The 23,615-nt window shown below is 45.0% G+C and carries 22 protein-coding genes and 1 pseudogene; 7 read left to right on the top strand and 16 right to left on the bottom strand.

Translation table 11 applies throughout. The features are described from left to right. The first annotated feature begins 93 nt into the window (after positions 1–93). The 3 genes and pseudogenes from QUA01_RS25235 to QUA01_RS25225 all read left to right on the top strand — a co-directional run bounded on the left by QUA01_RS25235 (position 94) and on the right by QUA01_RS25225 (position 2,398). A complete protein-coding gene (locus QUA01_RS25235; RefSeq protein WP_333093182.1) occupies positions 94–1,311 on the top strand; it encodes a class I SAM-dependent methyltransferase in 1,218 nt (405 codons plus the stop codon). A 260-nt stretch (positions 1,312–1,571) separates the two neighbouring features. Beyond that, a pseudogene (locus tag QUA01_RS25230) lies at positions 1,572–1,784 on the top strand (DUF6766 family protein); the annotation flags it as partial. 383 nt (positions 1,785–2,167) lie between these two features. Beyond that, positions 2,168–2,398, top strand: a complete 231-nt coding sequence (locus tag QUA01_RS25225) for a KGG domain-containing protein (RefSeq protein WP_333093183.1) — start codon at positions 2,168–2,170, stop codon at positions 2,396–2,398. 237 nt (positions 2,399–2,635) lie between these two features. Here the strand turns inward: QUA01_RS25225 and QUA01_RS25220 are convergent, their stop codons facing one another. From QUA01_RS25220 to QUA01_RS25195, 6 genes are all read right to left on the bottom strand, one after another. Further along, the gene (locus QUA01_RS25220) at positions 2,636–3,283 is read right to left on the bottom strand and encodes a hypothetical protein (RefSeq protein ID WP_333093184.1); all 648 of its coding nucleotides are present in this window, start codon (positions 3,281–3,283) and stop codon (positions 2,636–2,638) included. Positions 3,284–3,396: 113 nt separating this feature from the next. Beyond that, a complete protein-coding gene (locus tag QUA01_RS25215; protein ID WP_333093185.1) occupies positions 3,397–4,497 on the bottom strand; it encodes a DNA cytosine methyltransferase in 1,101 nt (366 codons plus the stop codon). Positions 4,498–4,593: 96 nt separating this feature from the next. Next, the gene (locus QUA01_RS25210; RefSeq protein ID WP_333093186.1) at positions 4,594–5,364 is read right to left on the bottom strand and encodes a Uma2 family endonuclease; all 771 of its coding nucleotides are present in this window, start codon (positions 5,362–5,364) and stop codon (positions 4,594–4,596) included. 198 nt (positions 5,365–5,562) lie between these two features. Further along, positions 5,563–6,837: a histidine--tRNA ligase gene (hisS, locus tag QUA01_RS25205; protein ID WP_333093187.1), complete on the bottom strand. Its 1,275-nt coding sequence runs from the start codon at positions 6,835–6,837 to the stop codon at positions 5,563–5,565. Between the two features lie 382 nt (positions 6,838–7,219). After that, on the bottom strand, positions 7,220–7,501 hold the full coding sequence (locus tag QUA01_RS25200; RefSeq protein ID WP_333093201.1) for a hypothetical protein: 282 nt from the start codon (positions 7,499–7,501) through the stop codon (positions 7,220–7,222). A 34-nt stretch (positions 7,502–7,535) separates the two neighbouring features. Then, positions 7,536–7,811, bottom strand: coding sequence for a helix-turn-helix domain-containing protein (locus QUA01_RS25195; RefSeq protein ID WP_194009527.1), 276 nt, complete (start codon positions 7,809–7,811; stop codon positions 7,536–7,538). A gap of 443 nt (positions 7,812–8,254) precedes the next feature. Here QUA01_RS25195 and QUA01_RS25190 point away from each other — a divergent pair, with 443 nt between their 5' ends. Further along, entirely contained in the window at positions 8,255–9,250 is a 996-nt protein-coding gene (locus QUA01_RS25190; protein WP_333093188.1) for a carbohydrate kinase family protein, read from the top strand. A gap of 74 nt (positions 9,251–9,324) precedes the next feature. Here the strand turns inward: QUA01_RS25190 and QUA01_RS25185 are convergent, their stop codons facing one another. The 9 genes from QUA01_RS25185 to QUA01_RS25145 all read right to left on the bottom strand — a co-directional run bounded on the left by QUA01_RS25185 (position 9,325) and on the right by QUA01_RS25145 (position 17,615). Continuing rightward, positions 9,325–9,813, bottom strand: a complete 489-nt coding sequence (locus QUA01_RS25185; RefSeq protein WP_194066928.1) for a gluconokinase — start codon at positions 9,811–9,813, stop codon at positions 9,325–9,327. Positions 9,814–9,942: 129 nt separating this feature from the next. Further along, positions 9,943–10,641: an aquaporin Z gene (gene aqpZ / locus QUA01_RS25180; RefSeq protein ID WP_194066927.1), complete on the bottom strand. Its 699-nt coding sequence runs from the start codon at positions 10,639–10,641 to the stop codon at positions 9,943–9,945. 403 nt (positions 10,642–11,044) lie between these two features. Continuing rightward, positions 11,045–11,824 carry an HIRAN domain-containing protein gene (locus QUA01_RS25175; protein ID WP_333093190.1) on the bottom strand — a complete coding sequence of 260 codons (780 nt, stop codon included), beginning with the start codon at positions 11,822–11,824 and terminating at the stop codon, positions 11,045–11,047. Positions 11,825–11,917: 93 nt separating this feature from the next. Further along, complete coding sequence (locus QUA01_RS25170) at positions 11,918–12,493, bottom strand: REP-associated tyrosine transposase (protein ID WP_333093191.1); 576 nt, start codon at positions 12,491–12,493, stop codon at positions 11,918–11,920. A gap of 446 nt (positions 12,494–12,939) precedes the next feature. Next, on the bottom strand, positions 12,940–14,262 hold the full coding sequence (locus tag QUA01_RS25165; RefSeq protein WP_333093192.1) for a 3-isopropylmalate dehydratase large subunit: 1,323 nt from the start codon (positions 14,260–14,262) through the stop codon (positions 12,940–12,942). Between the two features lie 109 nt (positions 14,263–14,371). Continuing rightward, positions 14,372–14,533: a hypothetical protein gene (locus tag QUA01_RS25160; protein WP_333093193.1), complete on the bottom strand. Its 162-nt coding sequence runs from the start codon at positions 14,531–14,533 to the stop codon at positions 14,372–14,374. Positions 14,534–14,696: 163 nt separating this feature from the next. After that, entirely contained in the window at positions 14,697–15,437 is a 741-nt protein-coding gene (gene sfsA / locus QUA01_RS25155; protein ID WP_333093194.1) for a DNA/RNA nuclease SfsA, read from the bottom strand. 276 nt (positions 15,438–15,713) lie between these two features. Then, complete coding sequence (locus tag QUA01_RS25150) at positions 15,714–16,379, bottom strand: glutathione S-transferase family protein (protein ID WP_333093195.1); 666 nt, start codon at positions 16,377–16,379, stop codon at positions 15,714–15,716. A gap of 63 nt (positions 16,380–16,442) precedes the next feature. Then, positions 16,443–17,615, bottom strand: coding sequence for a DUF3095 domain-containing protein (locus tag QUA01_RS25145; protein WP_333093196.1), 1,173 nt, complete (start codon positions 17,613–17,615; stop codon positions 16,443–16,445). A gap of 67 nt (positions 17,616–17,682) precedes the next feature. Here QUA01_RS25145 and murJ point away from each other — a divergent pair, with 67 nt between their 5' ends. Then, a complete protein-coding gene (gene murJ, locus QUA01_RS25140; protein ID WP_333093197.1) occupies positions 17,683–19,296 on the top strand; it encodes a murein biosynthesis integral membrane protein MurJ in 1,614 nt (537 codons plus the stop codon). 3 nt (positions 19,297–19,299) lie between these two features. On the opposite strand, the gene QUA01_RS25135 is transcribed toward murJ, so the two are convergent. After that, positions 19,300–19,422, bottom strand: coding sequence for a hypothetical protein (locus QUA01_RS25135; RefSeq protein WP_333093198.1), 123 nt, complete (start codon positions 19,420–19,422; stop codon positions 19,300–19,302). 355 nt (positions 19,423–19,777) lie between these two features. Here QUA01_RS25135 and QUA01_RS25130 point away from each other — a divergent pair, with 355 nt between their 5' ends. Further along, entirely contained in the window at positions 19,778–19,996 is a 219-nt protein-coding gene (locus tag QUA01_RS25130; protein WP_333093199.1) for a sulfotransferase, read from the top strand. 116 nt (positions 19,997–20,112) lie between these two features. Further along, on the top strand, positions 20,113–23,615 hold a 3,503-nt coding region (locus tag QUA01_RS25125), incomplete at its 3' end, for a DUF4347 domain-containing protein (protein WP_333265921.1).

The following is a 23,615-nucleotide window of genomic DNA, read 5'->3' as shown; positions in this document are numbered from 1 at the left end:
TCTTTTCTCTTCCTCTGTGTCCTCTGCGCCCTCTGCGGTTAAAAAAATCTTTATTTCATAAACAAATTAACATCAACTTTGATTCCATAAACTATGACATCCCAGCAATTAGATATCAATGACAGCAACCCCGAACTCTGTGCTTTAATCTGCGAAAGAATTGCAGCGACTCCACAGGGGCGCATTACCTTTGCGGAATATATGGATTTGGTACTATATCACCCGCAGTATGGTTATTATAATGGCGATCGCCCGCCGATCGGCAAACAAGGTGATTTTATCACCTCGCCTCACTGGAGTGCAGACTTTGCCGAAGTTTTGGGCGAGCAATTTGTGGAAATGTGGGAAATTCTCGGCAAACCTCATCCTTTTACTATTGTAGAAATGGGCGCTGGGCTGGGAACATTTGCCGTACATTTGCTGCAACACCTGCAACGGCAATATCCCGATTTATTTAAAGTTTTAGAATACATTATTGTTGAAATTTCCCCTATCCTCCAAGCGGAACAGCAGCAAAATTTAGCCGAATTAAAAAATATTAAATGGTGCAATTGGGATCAAATAGCTAATAACTCTATCGTCGGCTGCTTTTTTTCTAACGAATTAGTCGATGCTTTTCCAGTGCATCAGTTTATTGTAGAAAAAGGGCAAATTAGGGAAATTTATGTTGCCGCCGACGAAGAACCAAACAAAGAGTCTGGAAGCAAGTTTATTATTGAAGTAGCGGGAGAACTTTCAGACCCTAAAATTGCCGAATATTTTGATTTATTGGAAATAGATTTGTCAGCGACTATATATGCAGATGGTTATCGCAGTGAGGTGAATTTAGCAGCTTTGGACTGGATAAAAACAGTTGCCGAAAAATTGCAGCGGGGATATTTGTTGACGATTGATTACGGACATCCGGCGCACCGCTATTACAATCCGAGGCGCAGCGAGGGGACGCTACAGTGTTATTACCGCCACCGATATCACAACAATCCTTATATTAATGTGGGGCGGCAGGATTTAACGGCTCATGTTAATTTTACGGCGCTGGAAAAGCAGGGTGAATTGTGCGGTTTGGAGGTAATGGGTTTGACTCAGCAGGCTTTGTTTTTGATGGCGTTGGGTTTGGGCGATCGCCTTGCTTCTTTGTCCACAAATGATGCGGAAGTGTTGGATGTGGCAACGTTTTTGCGCCGCAGGGAGGCTTTGCATAGAGCGATCGATCCGATGGGTTTGGGCGGTTTTGGGGTTTTGGTGCAGTCTAAGGGCTTGAGGGAGGAGGAAAAGGGGAGAATATTGAAGGGTTTGATGGTGCCTGATTAATTATTTTGTGAAAATGTACCTGCTCTCATCTTGAGGAACGATATAGGCTTCACCTATGAGAACGTTGTCCTCCTCTGGCTAGATGATGACCTAGAAATTCTCCCCATAACATCACGTTAGTTAGAGCAGGCGTTAAGTATAAGGAATGATAAAGGCTCTACGCCGTAGGCTTTCGAGTAGGGTAAGCTCGATCGCACTCTATCCTTATCCCCCGCCCTGTACCAAAATCCCTACCCACTCCTATGTGACGTTTTTTTCGAGAAAACAGCCTCAGCCTAGTCATGTTCGGACTGTTCTTTTTCTCACTGGTAAGTCAAATCATCACGGGTGATCACGACTACAGTCAAGAATTAAAAGAGCGCCAGCAGCCCCAGATTGTTGTTGTTGAGTATCTTGGAAGCGGTCACTTTATCGAAGCGCTCTTTGAAAACTGGGAGAGCGAGTTTTTGTCGATCGGCACACTCGCGGTTTAGTCTGTTTTATTGCGCCAGAAAGGTTCGCCCGAATCCAAACCAGTCGTGAAGCGAAGCTATCTTCCCGCAGGGGTTCCCGTTCCCCGTAGGGGTTCCCGTAGGGTAGGGTAGCGAATCGCCCGAATGACTAAACTGGAAAAGATTGACAAAGCCTTTTGGGGCGTTTAACTGCTACCTGAATTAGTAGAGCTAGGTAAAATAAATCGGTTTTGACAGCGACATCATCATTAGTTCAAAACTACTCTTTTAGATAGAGGTTTCCATGTTTTTAGTTTTTTACAATGACCTATAACTTGCAAGTAATTACTATCACTCAAACAGGTTTTGCAAGTTTTTTAACCTGTAAACCAAAACGAAAAAGTTGAGTATAAAGGAGTTGCATCATGACAGATACAAGCAACCGTGGATTTGCTTCAATGGATGAAGATAAACAGCGGGAAATTGCCAGCAAAGGCGGCAAAGCTGCCCACGAAAAAGGAACAGCACATGAGTTTACTTCCGAGGAAGCGAGAGAGGCTGGTCGCAAGGGTGGTGAAACAGTCAGCCAAGATCGGGAGCATATGTCAGAGATCGGTCGCGAAGGCGGCAAGAATTCTCACAAAAACGATAAATAGCTCTTGAGTCCGTCCCCTTATTCTTGTCCAAACGAGACTAGAAGTTTCAATCCGTATTGGAACTTCTAGTTTGGTTTGGGGGGTTTTGGGGTTTTGGTGCAGTGTAAGGGCTTGAGGGAGGAGGAAAAGTCCGCGCGAGCGAAGCTATCCCGTAGGGAATCGCTCAAAGGTTTCACGGTGCCTTAAGTTAACTACAATCAGCAACACGCACTCTTTTCCAATTACTTTTGTCATCACTTAAGCGCACTGACTCAGTGGCGGAAATTCCCATTTTCCAGAATATAAAGTAGATGGCAGCTTTAAACAATAAGCAGCAGGAGTTACTTCTATCAGCCACCAATTAAACATATCTCGTCTGGCTTCAGTAAAACCAGAAATGGCATCACCAGTAATCGCATCATACAGAATATCTAAGATGGCATTATAAGCTGTTTTCGTATTGAGTGTTTGCAGCAAGCCGTAAAAGATATTGTAAGCTTCGTCAGTAGCTTGATATTTTCCGATTTTGTTGATGTTAGGAAACAAGGTATCAGCCCAAGTTTCTGGGATTTCACAGCTATCCTTCAGCCAACAAGATACAATTCCTTGAACGATATCAGCCTTGTGTTCTTCAGGAAAGTAATGTTTAATGGTCGGTTTGGCTGATAATGCTATTCCATAAGCCATATAGACGTATCGCTGATGGGATATTGCATCATTAGGAATTCCAAAGGCTGTCATTACTTCAACAAAGGCTTCTTCTACATTGCACTTTCCACCTCTTTCGTATAAATCGCGATACTTTCTGTCCCCAACTGTATGAAGTGTTTGTTGTAATTGCTCTGGAATATCTGAATTGTTGGGCAACTTGAAATCGGTGTAATGACCTCTGTCAAACTGTATCATTGACTTCCCTCCTTAATGTATTTTTCTTAATCGTAAACCAAGAGCCAGCTAATGTTAAGCTTCAGATATACCGCCACATTGGAAATTAACTGTAAACTATGCTCGCACACCTCTTATTCAGCCCATTTTAATCGTTGTTGAATTGACATACCCTGCAACTTTTTACTCATTTCATATAAATCCACTTGCGGATAATTCCCTTTAAATAGCGGAATCAAAGACTCAACAACAGCAGCAATTCCCTGCGGCGGCACTGCATTGCCAATCTGCCGCCGTACTTCAGTCGTAGAACCTTCAAAAACAAAATTATCGGGGAATGTTTGTAATCTTGCCCTTTCACGATTTGTCAAAGAACGCGGTTCTAAATAATGATAACCCCAAGTTCCGCCACCTCCACCCGCAATGATTGTCGATGATGGTTTATCTGGATGAATTCGCCGATAAACATGACTGATCATGCCTTTGACATAGTATGGACTATCCTTGGGAATATCAGAGAAATTTCCCCCCGGTTTAATTCGATTTAAAATTTCAACGGTGCGGGCTTGAATTTTATGATGTTGGTTATTGTCAAGAACTGCTTCCACATTTTTGAGTGCTTCGCCCGCTGTTCGATAGGGATTTTTGCGATTTTGACCGTATTCTGGCTGAGGATGCACAAAGTTAAATCCTGTATCCATCCGAATGCCAACTAATAACACTCTTTGGCGAAATTGAGGAACTCCGTAATCCGCAAAGTTGTAGAGTTTAGGTTTAACTAAGTAGCCCGGAGCGATACTTTCAAAGTCAGAAATTATTTGTTTTATTGCTTGATAATTATTTGCACTTAATAAGCCTTTGACATTTTCTGCGACAAAAGCTTTGGGCTTTTTTTTATTGACAAAATCGAGAAAGTATGTATATAAATTGCCTCTGGTTCCTTCAAGTCCGGGGCGTTTCCAAATTAAGGAGAAATCTTGACAGGGGAATCCTCCTATACATATTTCCGCTTCGGGAACTTGTGCAATGTCTATATTTTCTATGCTGTCGTTGATAATGACATCAGCAATGTTTCTGCTGAATGTTTTGCAGGCGTGTTGATTGGAGTCGATCGCCCAAACTACCTCAAATCCGGCTTGGTGGAATGGCAAATCCATGCCGCCGCAACCAGAAAATAAGGATATGAGTCGCGGTTTTTTTGTCCAGGCGATCGCCTGGAGACGTTCGATTAACATAGGAGTGCAAAGTTAGCCAAGGGCGGGCTGGATGCCCCCACCACAAGAGTGTCATCATACCAAAACACGATCGAACTCGGCTCATCAATTGATATTTCACTCTTCATCATCTAACTCGATCCCCGCTTGACGCAATTTTTCGGCCAATTTTTCAGCGCGGACTCTTTCGCGATCGCCCCGTTGGCGTTCTTGTTCTACTCTTTCTTCCGACCAGAGCAATAACTTGCCTTCAGGATTCCACCACCTCAACCAACAGCCTGTCCTTCCTTCGTGGGTTCCTTCCCAAATACCTAAAAACAAGTCTAATCCCGGTATCCAATAACGTCCGTTTTCATCAGGTTTTTGCAAGTTGTAGTGCTCTGATTCTAAAGCGTAAACTTCTACATGAGCTGTTTTTGCTCGGAATATGACGTATCTGGGGACTTTGATTACTTGCTCGTAAAAAAACCACTTTCCCACCCGCGAGGTAAATTCAACGGAGTATTCTTCTCCATAGGTTTCTGAAAGAAATTCCATCACGATTTGGGGGATGGTTCCTTCTGTGTGTGGCGTGTAACTGCGACGGACTTGCGAGACATTTTTTGGATTGACGGGTTTCACGTACATCCAATCTGGTGCTTTGCAGATAATACGCTGTTCGTCGCTGCTTGAACCTGGGAAACTTATGCCGGCACACAAGGCAAAGTTGGAAACAATTAAGGCATCCTGCATTAATTCAGGAAATGCTGTTAGCGGCTGGCGCAAAGCGGCGGCTAATAATGGTTCGCTTTCGTCTTCCACTGGGTCGTCTGGTAGTTGAAAATCTTCTGGTAGTAGCGGCCAGGTGATTGTGAGTTTTGTTTCTGGGTTTTTAGTTTCTACAGACATAGTTTATCAGAGGTTAAATGTTTTAATACTTAAATTATATCTCTTGGTTTTTGGGATTAATGTTAATGGCTTAATGACGAGGCAGAGCCTCTGGATATGCGTTACCGGGCAGAGCCTGGTAACGAGAGGATTGCAATTCAAAGTCCCCCTTATTAAGGGGAATTTAGGGGGATCTAGACTCGGCTACAAGCGATGGTTCTAAGGATTATTAATCTTCTGCTGTAGTTCGTTTGTCATTGCTAGTAGTTCTGATTGTGCGATCGCACTTTGTTCGCCACTCGCCAACCACTTCAATTGTACCGTCTCATTTTCAGCTTCCGCATCACCCAAAACTAAACACGCAACTGCACCGCTTCTGTCGGCTCTTTTAAACTGTTTCCCGAACGCACTGCCGCTCAAATCTATCTCAACACTAAACCCAGCACCCCGCAATTTTTGCGCTAACAAGATTGATTGCTGTTCGGCTTTATCGCCCCTAGATACCAAATAGAAATCTAACTTCGGCGCGGGCAAAGGTTGCAACTTTTGCAACAGGATAATCAACCTTTCGATTCCCATTGCCCAACCGACAGCAGCCGTATCTGGGCCGCCCAATTCCTTGACTAAACCGTCGTAGCGGCCACCACCACAGACTGTTGCTTGCGCTCCCAAATCGTCGGAAATGATTTCAAAGGCGGTGTAAGTATAGTAATCTAAACCGCGCACTAATCGGGGATTTAATTGATAGCTAATTCCTAAATTTGTGAGCATTTGCTGCACTTTATCGAAGTGATCTCGCGATTCGTCACCCAAATATTCTAAAATACTCGGCGCGCCCTTAACAATTTCTTGAGTGCGCTGATTTTTACTGTCCAAAATCCGCAGCGGATTGCGAGTCAAACGGTCTTGGGAATCCGCGTCTAATTCCTCTTTGTACGGTGTAAAATAATCGATCAATGCTTGGCGATAATTTTGTCTGTCTTGCTTGTTTCCGACAGAGTTAATATCGAGGCGCAAATTGGTTAAACCGATCGCTTGCAGGATGTCGCAGGCGATCGCAATTACCTCCACATCCGCCCGTGGATTCGCACTCCCCAAGACTTCCACGCCAATTTGATTGAACTGCCGCTGTCTTCCCTCTTGGGCGCGTTCGTAGCGAAACATCGGCCCCGCATACCACAGACGCTGCACGTCTCCTGCCGCGTACAAACTGTTTTGAATAAAAGCTCGGACTACCCCGGCGGTGCCTTCTGGGCGCAAAGTAGTCGATCGATCGCCCTTATCTTTAAAAGTGTACATTTCTTTGCCCACAACATCGGTAGCTTCGCCGATGCCGCGTTCAAATAAAGATGTCTGTTCAAAAATAGGCGTGCGAATTTCTCGATAAGCTGCTTTTTGCAATATTGTTCTAGCGACTGCTTCTATGTTTTGCCAATATTGAATTTCTGCGGGCAAAATATCCCGCGTTCCCGGTAAAGTTTTAATTGCACTCATTTTTTTAGTCAGTTTTCAGTTTTCAGTTGGCAGTTGGCAGTTGGCAGTTGGCAGTTGTCAGTTGTCAGTTGTCATTCGTCATTAGTCGTTGGTCGTTGGTCATTGCTCGTAGGAAATTTACAAAACTGACGCATCCAAATCTAAGAAATCTGGTTTCTAACATTCTATGGTTCAGGATTGTTCCATTTAGATTGGAATGATATTGTAGTATTGTTCCCGCTCTATTTGTACAAGCTATTGGAGCTTTATACAGCACTACTAATACAATATTTAAACTGAGATGCTCCCGTTAATAACTTCTATATTCGTTAGTTGTATGTCCTTAACTTTTAGCTAGTGACTAATGACTAATGACTAATGACTAATGACTACTGACTACTGACTACTGACTTAATAATTCCCAAGCTCCGTAACGATCGCCATAATAAGCCAAAATGCGATCGACCCGCTGGCGATCGACCAAATCGAAGCCTTCAGGATACTGTATCCACAAACCTCCTATTTGGCTGTCGCCGTAATTAAACCGCTGCGACTGCTGCGGAATTAAACCGATTTCCACGCCTTCAACTTGACGCAAATGGGCTGCTACTTCGCGATATACCGTCAGTGGCAATCCCGGCGATTGAATTTGATAGCGGAGTTGTTTTTCTTGTGCCGTTTGCATCATTACTTTGCCTGTCCCCAACCAAAATCCCTATTTAAGATACTTCTTTATCGATCGGCCCCGGTAGAGGGCAGCAGTTAATATTGTCCATACATACCTTCCCCCACTGCAAGGCCCAGCGTACCAGTGTAACTCGATTGTCAGCGCGAGTCTTGTTCAAGATATTGCTAATGTGGTTGTCAACAGTACGCTTGCTAATTTCTAACTTTTCAGCGATTTTCTCATTGGTCAATCCCGCCGCTACTAACTCTACCACTTGCAATTCTCTGTCCGAAAGGGTGACAGGGGTGCTGGAGACGCTCCCGTTCATAAATTTTTCCTATGTGTGCATATTTACCTATATACAATTCTAGAGGATGAGCGATCGAGTATGAAGAGAAAATTAAATCTGCTGCGGCTGCTTTTTCGCAGTGCAAGCACGAACTCGCTTGCATAATCGCGGCTTCGTGGAAAAGAAGGCGCGATTATGCAAGACGCACCAGCAGCCCAGCAGGCGCGTGGGGTGGCGGATGCTAGCTTTACCTGAATGCACCTGAAATCCGGGCCCAAAAACCCGGAGATGTTGGTACATAAAACTGCTGATACGCCCCCACTGCACTTGTGCGTTGAGCGTGTAACTGCCGGTATCAGCAAGTCTGATATTATAGGGAGCAGCGATTAAAAAAATAGCTGGCCATTTTTTTCGGATGGGCTAAAAATAATTATTGAGTTGTCTGCTGCTGTGACATCAAAAATCCAAAATCAAAAATAAATATGACTTATCCTCGCGTTTTGTGTCTGGGTGAAATTTTATTTGATTGTTTAGCAGACAAACCAGGAGCATCTCTCGAAGAGGTAGAATCTTGGACGGCATATCCTGGCGGCGCTCCTGCTAATGTTGCCTGTGCTTTGGTTAAATTGGGGACGGCGGCGGCATTTATCGGTGCTGTGGGTGGGGATGAGTTGGGGAATTCCCTAGTGCAGGTATTGCAAGAAGTAGGGGTTGATACCGCTGGAGTGCAGCGGCATCCGAGTGCGCCGACGCGGCAAGTTTATGTGTTGCGGAATGAAGCGGGCGATCGCTCTTTTGCAGGTTTTGGTAAATTGGATACTGCGGATTTTGCCGACACTCGCCTCCAGGCTGCCCAAATTCCCGAAGTGCTGTTTGAAAATGCGGAGTTTTTAGTGCTAGGCACTTTAGAATTAGCTTATTCTGAAAGTCGAAAGGCTATAGAAAGAGCGATCGAACTAGCAGAACGTTACGACGTTAAAATTATACTTGACATCAATTGGCGTCCGGTGTTTTGGGCAAATCCAGACGAAGCAAAAGCGCGCATTATAGAACTCTTAAAAAAAGTAGATTTTCTCAAGTTATCTGACGAAGAAGCCGAATGGTTGTTTGCAACTACCGACGCTGGAGCTATTACCTACCGCCTCGATTCTGTAGAAGGTGTTTTGGTGACAGCGGGCGATAAAGGTTGCTCCTATTGTTTGTCGGAAAATGAAGGTAAAATCCCCGCCTTTGCAGTAGATATTGAGGATACAACAGGTGCCGGCGACGGATTTGTCGCTGGTTTTGTGCAACAGTTGTGCAAGCAGGGAATTAAGAATTTAGCAGATTCAGAAATAGCAAAACAAATTGTCACCTATGCGAGCGCGGTGGGTGCGATGACAGCGATGAAGCCTGGAGCAATTGCAGCTCAACCAACCGCCGCTGAAGTAGAAGCTTTCTTGTATTTGTACAAAAAACATCCCGCCAAACATCTATAGGTTCGTAGTGAGGACTTGAGCCCGCATAAAGAAGGACTACAGTCCTTAGTACAAACCTATTTTTTGGTCGTAAATTAACCGCCAACTAGATGATTTTCAATCTGGCGCACCATTACCTCTAGTGGCTGCGAAGCATCTATAATAATTGCAGTTTCTGGTTCTTCGAGAGTAGCGCACTGACTTGACAGCAAGTCTGCTTTCATGTAGTGATTTTCGCGAGTTTTTAACCTGGCTGTTAATAGCTCAAAAGAAGCTTTGAGATAAACTATTTTAATTTGCTGCTGGTCTCGGCAGAGCATTTCGCGGTAAGATGCTTTTAAGGCAGAACAAGCTAACACGACATTTTTATTTTCTAATAACCAGGTGTCTATTTCACTTTGCAGTTGCAAAAGCCACGGAATGCGATCGGCATCTTCTAAAGGAATGCCCCGACTCATTTTTTTGATGTTGGCTGGCGGGTGAAAATCGTCGGCATCGCTGAAATCCCAATTGAGAGATTGCGCCAGCAACTTGCCAACAGTAGTTTTTCCCGAACCGGAGACTCCCATCACGATCGCAATCATCGCTCTTATTTACTAAATATTTGTAATTGGATCGAGTTGGGCGATCGACAAACCGAGTTTCTTAAATTTTATGATAAATCCTACAACCCATAAAAAGTTCAAGAAACCCAGTCTGTTTCTAATTCTAGATCAAATTTCTTCCCTCGTGTTTTTAATTAAATTATAAGCCAAAACCCCGATAATTCCACCAATCACCGGGAACACAATAAACGCCCACAACTGTTGAATTGCCCATCCGCCTTGAAAAAGTGCCACACCGATACTTCTAGCCGGGTTGACTGAAGTATTGGTTACGGGAATTCCGACTAAGTGAATCAACACCAGCATCAAGCCGATCGGAATTCCGCCCAAACCCACGGGATAATTGGGATCGGTAGTACCCATGATGGTAAATAACAGAAAAGCCGTCAGTACAATTTCCGTCAAAGCTGCCGCCAAAAGTCCGTAACCTGTGGGAGAATGTTCTCCAAAACCGTTGGAAGCAAATCCCGAAGCAGCCACATCAAAACCCGGTTTTCCGGATGCTATCACATACAAAACAAGACCGCCTAAAATTCCGCCTACAATCTGACCTCCTATATAATAAGGAAGCAAAACAGCATCGATCAGTTTGGCAACTACTAAACCGATGCTTACCGCTGGATTGATGTGGCATCCAGAGATAGGCCCGATCGTATAAGCCATGACTAAGAGGGACAAGCCAAAGGCGATCGCCACTCCCAAAAAGCCGATTTTGTCTCCTGCTAAAACTGCACTGCCGCATCCACCTAATACCAGTACAAAAGTACCGAAGGCTTCAGCAACTCCTATTTTTATTTTTTTGTTCATGCTCACACTCTCTATTTTTGATAGGTTAATTATGCACCCTGTTATAATCTGACATTCTCAAAATTGAAGCTACATTTTTCCCGCCAGCACTACAATACCAAGGAAAACCTTACAAGAATGTGTAACTTGAATTTCGAGAACCTGTATTGGCTCAACTGAAATTGTGGAATTTGAATTCAACAAATCAGCTCAGAGCTTACTATTTTATAAAAAAAATGTCAAGCCTTAGCGATTTTTTTGTATAAATTGTGCGAATCAATCACAAATACTTAACTAATTTTTATATAACTGTGGGATTAAATTGTCAAGAGTCAGCCTATTTTTTGTATAGATTGGGCAAGCTATTAGGAATTTATTTCAGAATAATTAATTTGGGTTTTTGGCTAACTTGGCGATCGCAATTTTACTGCTTGTTGCTGTGAAAGCCGATCGCCCTTGCAGCTAAAACATCACTGCTAAACGGCTGGTACCTCCAACCTTGGAAGGGGCGAAAGTCTCGCCAATCGGCGGTCATCTTGCACAGCAAGCGGAACTGTAGCGGGGTTGGGGGTTGGTTGAGGCGATCGACTTCTACGCGAACCAATTCTTGATGCTGCGAGATAATTTGAAAAAGATCCTCAAAAAGATAGCGCGGACAATAGCCTACAATCCCGCGATCTTTAGTACACAGAAGCAAAGCAGAGGAATCGTGCGGATTTGGAAATTCGTGGGCTAAATACAAAAGTTCGCCCACTTGAAGCCCATTAATCCGTTCAATTGCCGGCTTGGGAAGGTGTCGCAGTCCCTGTGCAAAAAAATGGATGCGGTAACGTCCATTTTCATCCGGTTCGGGACAGGGGAATACCTCAAAATTATCAGTTACCCGTTTCCCTCCGCTGCGGGCCAATAAAGTAATTGGGTCATCTTCGTGTTGAGGGATATTCAACCACTGTACAAATTCAGGGTAGTCAGGGCGCGATCGCGGCATCACTCGATTGGAAAACAAGGGAAACAGTTTCTGTGAAGTGTAAACCTTACTGAAATCAGGGAAAGATGGCAAGGGTTCAAACCTGCACTTATGTTGAGCTTCTAGAACACCATTTGTATAATTGAACTGGTATTCTTTACCGTTAAATGTCAATTTTGCGATCGAAAACCAAGAACTGTTGCCCGGGTCTTGCCAAGCCAAAAATAGTGTTTTCAAGGTAAGTTTCCTCCTATTCAAGTAGGGTACGCAGTGCGCACCTTACCGCTATTTATAGCGCGTCAAACCAATTTTTACGTAAGTCCTGTGAATTTATTCTCCTAGTCTATAGGAAATGGCATCAAAATTTAGTATTTTTGGCTTTCTGCCATTACAACTACAGCACCAATCAACTGAATAAACATCTTTTTTAACCCATAAGCTAAAGCTGGAATAAGACCACAAATGCGGACAAGAACTTAAATTGTGCTTAACAGGGTTGTAGTGAATATAGTTTAAATGCTGTTCAAAATCATCTTCATCGCAGATAGTATGTTCCCAAAAGCGCCGATGCCAAACATCACTTTCTCGACGCTTACGACGCGAAAAGGAGACATTTTGAGGCAAAGTTCCTTGACCGCGCAAAGATTGTGTAAATAAAACTTTTATCCGTCCAAGACGTTTGGGATAGGCAGTATCATTAGGAGGTAATTTCCACAAAAAATGGATATGGTCGGGCAATACAACTGCCCCAAGAATTTCAAAAGGTTGTTCTGATTTAATCGCCGCTACAGCGTTGCGGAGTCGCGAGACATTTTCTGACTCTGAAAATAGCGGTGTGCGATTGTAGGTAACAAGCGTTAGGAAGAAAGTTCCACCAGGAAGGTAAAATCGGCGATAGTTTGGCATTAATATCGTCCTCTTACTTTTTTATAGGGCATCTTACACTCATCTCTGCGGGTGCGCAGTGCGCACCTTACATTCATCTCGTAGGGTGCGGCGCACCTTCCAGGGGTCTCCGGGTGCGCAGTGCGCACCTTACATTCATCTCGTAGGGTGCGGCGCACCTTCCAGGGGTCTGGGGGTGCGCAGTGCGCACCTTACATTCATCTCGTAGGGTGCGCATTGCGCACCTTCCAGGGGCTACTACATTCATCTCGTAGGGTGCGGCGCACCTTCCAGGGGCCTCCTACATTCATCTCGTAGGGTGCGGCGCACCTTCCAGGGGTCTGCGGGTGCGCAGTGCGCACCTTACATTCATCTCGTAGGGTGCGCATTGCGCACCTTCCAGGGGCTACTATCTAACTACATTCATCTCGTAGGGTGCGCATTGCGCACCTTCCAGGGGCTACTATCTAACGCAGGAATTCGCGCGGATCCGTGACGTGCCCAGTCAGCGCCGAAGCCGCCGCCGTGTAAGGCGAAGCTAGATAAACTTGCGCTTCTTTATTCCCCATGCGGCCGGGGAAATTGCGGTTAGTTGTAGACACGCAAATTTCGGGTTTGTTCATCCGCCCAAATGTGTCTTTCGGCCCGCCCAAACAAGCGGCGCAAGAAGGCGCTGCAGGTTCGATGCAGCCGGCTGCTAAGAAGATTTCCGACAGGGTTTGACCGTCGTATTTTGTGACAAACAAATCTTCGTAAACTTTCTGAGTGGCCGGTACTAAATATGTCGGAACTTTGACTTGATTTCCTTTGAGAATGCGGGCTGCATTCAAAAAGTCGGAGGTTTTGCCGCCGGTGCAGGAACCGATGTAAACTCGATCGATCTTGACATCGCGACAGTTGCGGGCCAATTCGCGGTTGTCGGGGGAGTGCGGTTTGGCGACGACTGGTTCTAATTTGCTGACATCGTAGGTGCGATCGCTATAAAAACTAGCATCAGGATCAGTGTAAAATGCCTCAAAGGGCACATTAGTCCGGGGATTAACGTAATCAAACGTGGTTTTGTCCGCAGCCACCGTGCCGTTTTTGCCGCCAGCTTCGATTACCATATTGCACAGCGTCATCCGTTCTTCCATCGTCAAACGTTCGACTGTATCGCCGGCAAATTCCATTGTCCGGTAGTTAGCCCCGGCGACGCTGATATCGCCAATAATTTGCAAAATCAAATCTTTTGCTAACAAATAATCGGGCAATTCACCGTTGAGCACAAACCGCATGGTTGCGGGAACTTTAATCAACAATTTGCCGGTTCCCATAATAAATGCCGCGTCGGTATTGCCGATACCGGTCGCAAATTGTCCGAAAGCGCCGGCATTGCAGGTGTGGGAATCTGTGCCGAAAAGCACTTCGCCGGGCCGCGTGTGCCCTTCTTGGGCTAGGGCGATGTGGCAAACTCCTTTGTAGTCGGGATTTGCTTTGAAGTCCGATCGATCCGTGATGTCGTAAAAGTATTTTATCCCTTGTTCTGCGGCAAAATCGCGGAGAATATCGACGTTGCGGTTAGCGCGTTCGTCGTTGGTGAAAATGTAGTGGTCGGGAATTAGGACGATTTTGTCTGGATTCCAGACTTTAGCATTTTCGCCGAATTCCCGTTTGAAAACGCCGATGGTGCCCGGCCCGCAGACATCGTGGGTCATCAACACGTCTGTTTCTACCCAAATGTTTTCTCCGGGCTCTACTTTGGTGCGGCCTGATGCTTTGGCTAAGATTTTTTCGGTCAGGGTCATTCCCATAGTTCGATCGCTCTTTTTGGTAAGATGCTACATAACTGTATTGTACGAAACATCGCCTGATACTGACAGGTAATTTATTAAGCAAACATTATAACAAAAATCAATTTCCCTATTTTCCACCAACTATAGCGGCAGTTAGATTTTTTTTAAAGTCATAATAACTTCGTGCAAAAGCAGCAATACACTGTCTCTGCAAATTTCCATAAATCAGTAATTTATCAATACAAAAATACCAGTGTTCCTCCATAATATCAATTCCGGTTGCACTCATACATGATGTTAACAGTTAACAGTTAACAGTTAACAGTTAACAGTTAACAGTTAACAGTTAACAGTTAACATCCTTCCTATGCAACCGGATACGATATAACTCGGAGACGGTGGCTGATTAGAATTCTCGTTTTGTGCTGTAAACCAGCAGTCTATCCAGCACTTCAGTTTTCGTTAGCGGTTAGTAAATCCATTTTTGCTAAGCCCAAATAGCGCACACCTTCCGGCGTCACGTCAAACCGGCAAGGCAAAACTTCCACACCTTCAGCCACAGCCTGTCTGAACAATTGTCCGTAAAGGCGATCGGCACTATCTCCGGGAGCAAAATCCGTACAATCTCCCCGATTAATAAAATACAGCATTACAGCCCTCGAACCCTGCCGCACCACATCGATCAACTCTCTCAAATGTTTCTGTCCCCGCTCCGTCACTGTATCAGGAAATAAAGCTAATGTATCTTTGACCCAAGTTGTATTTTTCACTTCCAGAAAAATTGGTTTTTCCTCACCAGTCAGCCAAAAATCAACACGACTTTTTTTATCGATACCGTAAACAACCTCCGGCTGAATTAAACTGTAATTGCCCAACTCAGGAAACAATCGCAACTCCAAAGCTAATTTAATCGCTCGATTTGGCAGCCCAGTATTAACTCCCACCCAAACAGGTACAGTATCGCAAACCTTAATTAATTCCCAAGTATAAGCCAACTTGCGTTTGGGATTGTCGCTAGCAGATACTAGGACAGGATTACCCGGAATCAAAACACCAGTCATCGGGCCAGTATTCGGACAGTGCGCGGTGATAATTTCTCCCGAATCTAGTTCGATTTCGGCAAAAAATCGCTTGTACCGCTTGATGAGAATTCCGGGTAAAAGAGGAGGATATTTGTAAATTAAGTTAGTCATTAGTCATTAGTCATTAGTCATTGGTCATTAGTCATTGGTCATCTCAAATCCGGTAACAGCGGAATGATTCAGATATATATTCTCTCCCTCTGCGTACTCTGTGTTCTCTGTGGTTAAATCATTCCGATGCTACCGAAAACGATATCATCGGTCATTAAACCTGCTACAACAAATGAAACTTATCTTGAATTGCATCTGCGTTAATCTGTGTTTATCTGCCTCGCATCTGCGGCTGCATTGTCAATCAAAATTTCCGGCAATAAATCTCTGCACAAACTAACCTTGCTGAGGTTTCATCAACTGTTTCATCTGCGCTTTAAAAGCTTCCACAAGTTCGGGACTGGCTTGCGTTTGCTGCCAAGAAGGTCGGGAATTTAAGCGTTCCGACCAAGCTTGCAATTTGGGGTAATTGTCCAAAGACACGCCTAGTTCGGGCAGCCAAGGCACGGAAACACCCGCCACAACATCTGCGAGGGTAATCGCGCTGCTGCCAAAAAAAGGTTTATCGCCCAACAAATCCTCAAAAAACCTCAATACCGCCGCCACTTGCTGCCCAGCTTTTTCCAGCTTTTCCGGGTCGCCTACACCACCGAAACTATTGCGGACAAAGGGACTCAGCGCTGGTGTCAATTCGTTGACTGTGACCATTTGTACCATGCGGGCGATCGCCAAATCCTTAGCATCCGGCGGCAACAGTGCGGGCGCGGGATACTTAGCTTCCAGATAATCAAGAATTGCCAGAGTTTCTATTAAGTGAAAATCGCCATCAGCTAAAACAGGGACGTGGTGAAAAGGACTAATTGCCAAAAAAATCGGTTGAAATTGATCGCCGTTTAATTTAAGCGGCACTAATTCAAATTCAATCTCTTTTTCCAGCAAAGCAATCCAGACGCGGCGAGAGTTAGTAGAGAGGGGATTGTGATAAAGTTTCAGCACAGTCATGTGATTTGAGATTTGAGATTTTAGATTTAAATATCATAGCATAAAACATTTGTAGTAAAAACATTAGTCCTGCATTCTTTGTTTCATATCCTTAGCAGCTAAAGTATAACCTCCTTCAGCGCCATCTACAAAATGCACTTGCCGGCCGCTGCGTTCAAACACCAAACAAGTCATCAACGCCCTGTCAGCAACGTGCAAACCATAAACCAGCTTGCCTTCTCGGTAATTTTTTTCCAAGTACCGCGTCAATTGTTTTCGCTGCCACCCATTGCCCGAAATTACCATTCGCAACATATCATCAAATTTGCGGTAATCCGTAGCGGCGATCGCAATATCCTTATAAACTCCCCAATCTAACTCTTCTGTCTTAACTTTCAAATTCATTAGCAGCGAACCAAGCGCCGTCTCTAACTGTATTTTTGATAAATCTATCTGGCGGTCTAGCCAACTAGCATTGCTCGCCCTAACTTGAATTTCTTTAATTAGCTTTTTGCTATTCAATGTCAAATTAAGATTTTTACCATTAATAGGATTTAAACAATCTTCCTTGCCGTAAATGTATTCAATTTTTTCTAAAATATTTCTATAAAATAGATGGCTTTGCCGATCGAAATCCGATCGCACCATTACCAGCAGCGTTACTATTTCCCCGTACTTGCTGGGAATATCCTGCCATCGGCACTCCAATCCTGAAAAATCGGTTGTTTCTGAAACGCCCTGATTTTTAATACTGTAAATATTACCAGCAGCAGGGTCTTTAATAAGTTCAGTCGCACGGGTTAAGCCGCCCCCGATAAAAACAGCTTGGCTGTAATTTTCGGAAACTTTAAACTTAGCTATTTTAACCGGGTAATTAGCTGCTACCACAACTTTAACCGGCACAGCCCCAACTCGCAAATCCATATCAAATTCAGTCTTAGCCATTTGTTGAGTGGCAAGCAAAGCTTTCTGGGCAGCGGGTAAAAGTTGCGGCCCAATTAACAGAGAAGCGCCATCACCACCAAAGATAAATGGAATCTCTGTTTTGCCCGCGACGTTCAAAACAGCAACGATCGAACAAGCTCCCAATAAGTTAACATCTTTGTAGCGTCCGGCTTCCACCGCTTGCGTCGAACCGCGAATATCTGTGACAAGAATGTACCAGTCATCCGGCACATCAACAAAGTTTTGGGGTTCAGTAATATCGTAAAAATTATCGAGTAAAGGTAATTCGGAATAGAAATTTTCTGAATTCATGTTATGATTTTCCCGATTTGCTATTAAACTTAGTGAAGCCTTTTAGCACTAGCATTTGTAACTATTTGTGTCTGAACCGCAGAAGCCCTCTCGTTCCCTGGCGGGGATTGCCGGCATTGTCGCAGTCGCCACTCTGATTAGCAAAGTCTTCGGGTTGGTGCGCCAAATTGCGATCGCCGCAGCCTTTGGAGTCGGTGTCGCCGTCGATGCCTACAACTACGCCTACGTCATCCCCGGTTTCTTATTTATTTTGCTCGGAGGAATCAACGGGCCATTTCACAGCGCCATAGTCAGCGTTTTAGCCCGCCGCGACAAAAAAGAAGCTGCACCCTTAGTCGAGACTATCACCACCTTAGTCGGCGGCATACTTTTGTTAGTAACAGTCGCTTTAATTATTTTCGCCGATCCGCTGATAGATTTGGTAGCACCGGGATTAAATAGAACAGCAGAAGGCTTAGCAATCAAAGCAATTGCTGTCCAACAATTTCGGATCATGGCACCGATGGCATTACTTTCAGGCTTAATCGGTATTGGTTTCGGCACTCTCAACGCCGCCGATATGTACTGGTTGCCTTCGATTAGTCCTTTATTTTCTAGTGTTGCACTTGTCGGCGGTTTGGCGATTCTCGCCCTGCAACTCGGAGAAAAAATTACTCAGCCTGGGTACGCACTAATGGGCGGTTTAGTGTTAGCTTGGGGAACTTTAGCGGGAGCAGTTTTGCAGTGGTTGGTGCAACTAGCGGCGCAGTGGCGCGCAGGCTTGGGAACATTGCGTTTGCGGTTCAATTTTAAACGTCCCGGAGTACAAGAAGTAGTTAAGGTGATGGTTCCTGCTACTTTATCATCGGGAATGCTGCAAATTAATGTCTATACTGACCTATTTTTTGCATCCTACATCCCTCAAGCTGCATCTGCGATGGGTTACAGCGGCTTGTTGGTCATGACTCCTTTAGGCATTATTTCTAATGTAATTTTAGTACCTTTTTTGCCAATTTTTTCTCGCCTTGCCGAACCCAAAGACTGGCCGGAATTAAAAGATAGAATTCGTCAAGCTTTAGTTTTGACTGGGCTGACGATGCTGCCACTGAGCGCTTTAATGGTGACGCTTGCCGGGCCGATAGTCCGCGTTGTTTACGAACGCTATGCTTTTAATCAGTCAGCATCGCAGTTTGTCACGCCCTTGTTGATGGCTTACAGTATTGGGATGTTTGTGTATTTGGGCCGCGACGTTTTGGTACGGGTATTTTACGCTTTGGGAGATGGAGAAACGCCTTTTCGGATCAGTATTATCAATATTTTTTTGAACGGACTGCTGGATTATTTGTTAGTAGGAGCTTTTGGCGCGCCCGGATTAGTTTTGGCGACGGTGGGAGTGAATCTTGTTTCGATGCTGATGCTTTTGTACTTATTAGATAAAAAGCTGGGCGGCTTGCCTTGGCGGAAGTGGAGTTTGCCATTTTTGGGGTTAGCTTCTGGTAGTTCTTTAACTGCTTTCGTGTCTTTGGCTACTCTGCAAGGCTGTCAAAGAGTTTTGGGTACTGAAGGTTTGATAGTTCAATTAGTACAGTTGAGTGTGGCAAGTTTCGCGGGGTTGGGAGTTTTTATAATTTTTGTGAGTCAGATGAAGTTGCCGGAAGTTGATATGTTTGTCGATCGCATTCGGGGACGTTTTCGCAAATAAATATCATAAATTTGCTGCATATTCCAGGAAATTGAGACAAAGGGCGATCGCCCTTACACCCAAATCAACAATTATCCGCGTCCATCCGCGTCCATTCGCCCGCATCAGCGGTTTAAACTTCCCCAATAATTAACAACGGCGATGTCTAGATTGTAAAGATATCGTCAACCTTAATGCTGTCTGGCAAAACAGCCAATAAAATTCTTACAAAAAAAATACGCCCTCATACCCACAGCCTCTGAGGGAGGTCTAAATTATGTCCACATGGAAAAGATCCGACTTTTCCGACTTTAAGATCCGACTTTTCCGACTTTACAGAGGCAGAGGCAGGAAGCAATGATAGAGACAGGGAAAGTAAACCCGCGATGTCTAGATTGTAAAGATATCGTAAACCAGCAGAGTTGTGTTGCGGAGTATAAATAAAAATATGCTATAAAAAATATGTCTTTAGTATGATACATTTGGATTGCATCTATGTTATATGCATTCCTACGCGAAGCCAGTGAGATCCCACTTCATATCAGGACTACCACGCTCAGGGTCTACTTTGCTGGCTGCACTACTACGACAAAATCCCCGGTTTCACAGCGGTATGACTTCCCGTGTTGGGAGTTTAGCTGAGCGAATGTTGTGCGCCATGAGCGACAACAATCAGTGTTCCGTGTTCATTTCCCCTGAACAAAAACTGGCGCTAATTTGAAGCAATAAGACTAATAAATTATTCAGTCTTCATAGCGAGGACTTAAGCTTTGATGCGGGGATTCAACCCCTGCCGGACTTGTATGTAAACAATAGATATAAAGGATTTCCGCAATTATGAACGTACCAACCGCGAACAAGCAAATTATTTTCGTAGACTCTTCTGTACAAGATTATCAGAGCCTGCTCCAAGGCATCGATCCTGCTCAAATTGTGATTTTAAATGAAAATTTCAGCGCGATCGACCAAATTACTAACGCCTTGGCCGATCAAAAAGATATTGAAGCAGTTCATATAGTTTCTCACGGCAGCGAAGGCACCCTATTTCTGGGTAACTCACCCCTGGACAAAACAACCCTAGAAACCCATGCAGCCACCCTAAAAAAATGGGGCAAAGCCTTAAAACTAAATGCAGATATTCTCCTCTACGGCTGTAATGTTGCCCAAACTGAGCAAGGAAAAGCCTTCGTTAAACGCCTCAGTCAATTAACGAAAGCGAATGTTGCCGCATCCACTACTCTCACAGGCAATGCCAAATTAGGAGGTGACTGGAACCTGGATTTTATCATAGGTAAAATTCAAGCCGCCTTAACATTTTCCCCAGAAGCGATGCGGGATTATAGCTTTGTCCTGACTCAGTTGGTGAACCAAACTTTTACCGGAGCAAGCGTTACTGGTCCTTGGATTTATGCTCAGTCTGGAGCTGGTGTTGTTGGTTTGACCACATCTGGTACTAACACTCCTCTGCCAAATTTGAACTTGGGTGACACTGCTGGCAATGGAGCCTTGAGGTTAACTTCTGCTACAGGAAATCAATCAGGGTTTGTTCTCTACAATACCCCCATATCTTCTACATCCGGGGTAAATGTTACCTTTGACTTCTTTGCCTATGGTGGAAATGGCGCAGATGGTACTAGCTTCTTCCTGGTTGATGGTACAGCTAACCCGACTACACCTGGAGGTGTCGGTGCCGGTCTTGGCTATGCCCACACAACCAATACTACCAATGGTACCAATTTTCCTGGTTTGGTAGGAGGCTATATAGGAATCGGATTTGATGAGTATGGTTCTTTCGCTTCCAAAGCTGAGCAGACAACCGGAATCGGAACAGGCCTATATCCGAATAGTGTGACAGTTCGAGGCAAAGCATTAAACGATTACCAATATATAGCCTCTGGAAGTGTCACGGGTGGCATCAGTGCTGGTAATGTGACTAGGAACGTCGCCTTAAGACGAGCCCAGATCATTTTAACGCCCAGCACCGCCGCCCTCCCGAATCGCCTATCGGTAGCGATGGATTTGAATAACAACGGCAGCTTTACTGATGCGGGTGAAACCATTATTGCCCCCTTCGATATCACAACAACTAACGGAGCAGTACCGACAACTTTTAAATTTGGCTTTGCCAGTTCCACGGGAGGATCTACAAATATTCACGAAATCCGCAATGTCATTTACGAGACGCTTACTGCCCCCGTCCTTAATAATACCCCGGTTGTCACCCTCAGCAACATCCTCGAAGACCCCGGTGCTCCCACTGGTCCAGTCGGCACTCTCATCTCCCAACTCGCAGACTTAACAGGAGGCGGCGGTCTAAATAACATCACCGACCCCGACACTGGCGCAGTAGCAGGCGTGGCCATCACCGCCGCCGACACCACCAACGGCAGTTGGTTCTACACCATCAACGGCGGCACAACTTGGACGGCCTTGGGCACAGTATCCAATACCAATGCTCGCCTACTCGCCGCCAATGCCAATACCCGTATTTACTTCCAACCAAGCACCAACTACAACGGCACCGTTAACAACGCCCTCACTTTCCGCGCTTGGGATCAAGTAAGTGGGACAAATGGTGGCACCGCTGACACCAGCAATAACGGCGGCAACAATCCCTTCAGCATCGCCACCGACACCGCAGACATCACCGTTACTTCTGTCAACGACCAACCGAGCTTCATTGCCACCAACCAAACCGTCAACGAAGACGCTGGGGCCCAAACAGTAGCAGGTTGGGCAACTTTCAACGCCGGCGCACCCAACGAAGTCGGCCAAACTGCCACCTACACCGTCAGCAGCATCGGCACCCCCAGCTTATTTGCGACATTACCTGCCGTAAATGCCAGTGGCAACCTCACTTACACACCCGCCCCTAACGCCTTCGGCACCTCCACCTTCGGTGTAAGAGTCCAAGACAGCGGCGGCACCCCCGGCGTCGATACCTCGACTACCCAAACCTTCACCATCACCGTTAACCCCGTCAATGATAAACCCAGTTTCAGTAACTTAGGAAATCAAACCCTAACAGCTTGGACAAACACAGTTCAAGCAGTTAGCAACTGGGCAAATACTGTTATCTTCGGCCCCAATGAAGCCCTTCAAGCAGTTAGCAACTACATCGTTACTAACAACGACAACACCTTATTTACAACTCAACCAAGTGTAGCAACCAATGGCACGCTGACCTACACTCCCAGTGGCAAACCCGGTACTGCCACTGTTAGCGTGCAACTGCGAGATAACGGTGGTATCGCGAATAGTGGTGTTGACCTTTCCGACATAGCCACCTTTAATATCACCATTCCCGTACCGAAAGTTAACCTCACTGCCAGCACAACTACTGCCAGTGAAGCCGGGCCAACAGCTATTACCTTTACCGCTACTGCCGAAGGTAATGTCGTCGGCGCTCAAACCATTAATTTAGCATTAACGGGTACTGCGAGTGCGGCTGATTTTACTGGTACTATTCCCGCTCAAATAACCATCCCAAATGGCAGTAATACGGGGCAAGTAACCATTACAGTTAATGATGATTTTCTGGTCGAAGGTACGGAAACAGCTACTTTAACAATTAGCACCCCGTCAACAGGGATCGCATTAGGAACTACTACCAACCAAAGTGTGACAATTACCGACAACGATACTGCGGGAGTAACCATCACACCCACGACAGGATTAACTACCACAGAAGCCGGTGGAACTGCTACATTTACAGTCAAGTTAAATACGCAACCAACAGCCGATGTCACCATTCCATTAAGTAGCAGCAAAACTACCGAAGGTACTGTAGATAAATCCAGTTTAACCTTCACTTCTGCTAACTGGAATACTCCCCAAACCGTCACAGTTACAGGAGTAGATGACTCAATTGCTGACGGTAATCAAGCCTATCAAATCATCACCGCTGCTGATACAACTACCACAGATACCAACTACAAAAATCTCAAACCTGCTGATGTAGCTGTCATCAACACCGACAACGAAACTGCTGGTATCACAGTCAGTCCAACCACAGGATTAACTACCACAGAAGCCGGTGGAACTGCTACATTTACAGTCAAGTTAAATACGCAACCAACAGCCGATGTCACCATTCCATTAAGTAGCAGCAAAACTACCGAAGGTACTGTAGATAAATCCAGTTTAACCTTCACTTCTGCTAACTGGAATACTCCCCAAACCGTCACAGTTACAGGAGTAGATGACTCAATTGCTGACGGTAATCAAGCCTATCAAATCATCACCGCTGCTGATACAACTACCACAGATACCAACTACAAAAATCTCAAACCTGCTGATGTAGCTGTCATCAACACCGACAACGAAACTGCTGGTATCAC

The organism is Microcoleus sp. S36a_B3 (genome assembly GCF_036700745.1).
Taxonomy (GTDB): domain Bacteria; phylum Cyanobacteriota; class Cyanobacteriia; order Cyanobacteriales; family Microcoleaceae; genus Microcoleus.
This window is presented reverse-complemented; position numbering and strand designations above follow the sequence as displayed.

What these genes read in the sequence shown, in the direction of transcription:
- QUA01_RS25235 (WP_333093182.1), top strand. Translation starts at nt 94, where the DNA reads ATGACATCCCAGCAATTAGATATCAATGACAGCAACCCCGAACTCTGT.
- QUA01_RS25225 (WP_333093183.1), top strand. Translation starts at nt 2,168, where the DNA reads ATGACAGATACAAGCAACCGTGGATTTGCTTCAATGGATGAAGATAAA.
- QUA01_RS25220 (WP_333093184.1), bottom strand. Translation starts at nt 3,283, where the DNA reads ATGATACAGTTTGACAGAGGTCATTACACCGATTTCAAGTTGCCCAAC.
- QUA01_RS25215 (WP_333093185.1), bottom strand. Translation starts at nt 4,497, where the DNA reads ATGTTAATCGAACGTCTCCAGGCGATCGCCTGGACAAAAAAACCGCGA.
- QUA01_RS25210 (WP_333093186.1), bottom strand. Translation starts at nt 5,364, where the DNA reads ATGTCTGTAGAAACTAAAAACCCAGAAACAAAACTCACAATCACCTGG.
- hisS (WP_333093187.1), bottom strand. Translation starts at nt 6,837, where the DNA reads ATGAGTGCAATTAAAACTTTACCGGGAACGCGGGATATTTTGCCCGCA.
- QUA01_RS25200 (WP_333093201.1), bottom strand. Translation starts at nt 7,501, where the DNA reads ATGCAAACGGCACAAGAAAAACAACTCCGCTATCAAATTCAATCGCCG.
- QUA01_RS25195 (WP_194009527.1), bottom strand. Translation starts at nt 7,811, where the DNA reads ATGAACGGGAGCGTCTCCAGCACCCCTGTCACCCTTTCGGACAGAGAA.
- QUA01_RS25190 (WP_333093188.1), top strand. Translation starts at nt 8,255, where the DNA reads ATGACTTATCCTCGCGTTTTGTGTCTGGGTGAAATTTTATTTGATTGT.
- QUA01_RS25185 (WP_194066928.1), bottom strand. Translation starts at nt 9,813, where the DNA reads ATGATTGCGATCGTGATGGGAGTCTCCGGTTCGGGAAAAACTACTGTT.
- aqpZ (WP_194066927.1), bottom strand. Translation starts at nt 10,641, where the DNA reads ATGAACAAAAAAATAAAAATAGGAGTTGCTGAAGCCTTCGGTACTTTT.
- QUA01_RS25170 (WP_333093191.1), bottom strand. Translation starts at nt 12,493, where the DNA reads ATGCCAAACTATCGCCGATTTTACCTTCCTGGTGGAACTTTCTTCCTA.
- QUA01_RS25165 (WP_333093192.1), bottom strand. Translation starts at nt 14,262, where the DNA reads ATGGGAATGACCCTGACCGAAAAAATCTTAGCCAAAGCATCAGGCCGC.
- QUA01_RS25160 (WP_333093193.1), bottom strand. Translation starts at nt 14,533, where the DNA reads ATGAGTGCAACCGGAATTGATATTATGGAGGAACACTGGTATTTTTGT.
- sfsA (WP_333093194.1), bottom strand. Translation starts at nt 15,437, where the DNA reads ATGACTAACTTAATTTACAAATATCCTCCTCTTTTACCCGGAATTCTC.
- QUA01_RS25150 (WP_333093195.1), bottom strand. Translation starts at nt 16,379, where the DNA reads ATGACTGTGCTGAAACTTTATCACAATCCCCTCTCTACTAACTCTCGC.
- QUA01_RS25145 (WP_333093196.1), bottom strand. Translation starts at nt 17,615, where the DNA reads ATGAATTCAGAAAATTTCTATTCCGAATTACCTTTACTCGATAATTTT.
- QUA01_RS25130 (WP_333093199.1), top strand. Translation starts at nt 19,778, where the DNA reads ATGCATTCCTACGCGAAGCCAGTGAGATCCCACTTCATATCAGGACTA.